This is a genomic window from Bradyrhizobium sp. NAS96.2 (genome assembly GCF_001908235.1).
Classification (GTDB): Bacteria; Pseudomonadota; Alphaproteobacteria; order Rhizobiales; family Xanthobacteraceae; genus Bradyrhizobium.
In genome coordinates this window covers 1-1,241 of sequence record NZ_LGHK01000347.1, presented here as the reverse complement: position 1 = coordinate 1,241, position 1,241 = coordinate 1, and the positions used below count along the sequence as shown (strand labels likewise).

Annotated in this window: 1 protein-coding gene; it reads left to right on the top strand. The window is 57.4% G+C overall.

What is annotated here, in order from left to right; genetic code table 11:
- Positions 1–748: 748 nt before the first annotated feature.
- Positions 749–952, top strand: a complete 204-nt coding sequence (locus AC628_RS41125) for a cold-shock protein (protein WP_050421393.1) — start codon at positions 749–751, stop codon at positions 950–952.
- The last annotated feature ends 289 nt before the right edge of the window (positions 953–1,241 follow it).

The window sequence follows — 1,241 nt, the reverse complement described above, 5'->3', positions numbered from 1 at the left end:
AATCCTGATGGCTATAGCTTGGCACAAAATGCATACTGTGGCGATTACCCCAGAAGTAGTATCGTAGAGGTTGCAGCGCGGTGAGGCGCGCGAACCGCTTCTGCGTCATCCGCAGCGTGAGGTTCCCAGCTTCAACACAGTCTTGGTAGCGATTTTGTTGCCATTCATCACGGAGACGCTCACGCGCTTGGCCGGCAAATCTCAAAAGTACGCCGCCGGGCCCGAAATGGTTTGTCCCGACGGCGCCCTGTTCTTCCAGCCTCTGGGCCCTGAAATTCCCAGCAACGACAATCTAGCAACGCTTGTACCGAGCGGCTGTTACTTGCTTCACACAGTTGGAAGAAGAGCTGGCGCCAGGGCCGGCACGCCAGCTCCTCCCGAAACGGTCCGCGATATGTCCCCAGCGGTCCCGTCCCACAAAGAAGCCTGCGCCGATTTGGTTCCCGATTTGCTAACGCATCCGCCGAAGTAGCCCATAAGGTCCAATTTGTGTGTCGGAGGACAGAGGAACGAGAGAGGGCGTCAAGAGTCGTTGGACGGGCTCTCGGCAAAATCAGACCCCCCAAGCCCTTGCCGAGAGTTGGAATGCGGCCTCGGCGCGCGCGGCGCGTCGGGGTCGTTTCTTTTCGGTGATTGGGGAACTAGCGGCATTATCCAACTAGCGGCTCACAGCGTGGCCCGTTTGGCCTTGCGCGGTAAAGCGCTATCGACCTAGGTTGCAGTCATTAGCTCTAAGGAGATTGGTCTAGTGGCTACAGGTACTGTGAAGTGGTTCAACCCGACCAAGGGTTATGGGTTCATCCAGCCCGACAACGGCGGCAAGGATGTTTTCGTGCACATCTCGGCCGTCGAGAAAGCGGGACTGAGCAGCCTCAATGAGGGTGCTAAGGTGAGCTACGAAGAAACGAACAACCGGGGCAAGACGTCCGCGGAAAACCTCAGAGTAGGCTGAGGTTCGCCTCTGGGAACAAGTGGCAACGCCAGGAGTCGTCATTTGGCTCCTGCGTTAGGTTGCCCCCCGACCGGGAGCTTAGTGGCGACCCTGGCGCCCCCAGCGCTGGGGTCGCTTTTCGTTTGTCAGGACATCTAGCCTATAGACAACCCGGCTTCAGCCGCATTGACCGCAACAAACTAACCAGTCCGTTTCCGTTGCAGTTGACAGTACGGATCGGCTTTTCGTCGTGAACCGCTTGAGATTGTGTACGCCTTCATGATTTCAATTTAGTCGGTCCAAGTGCGGT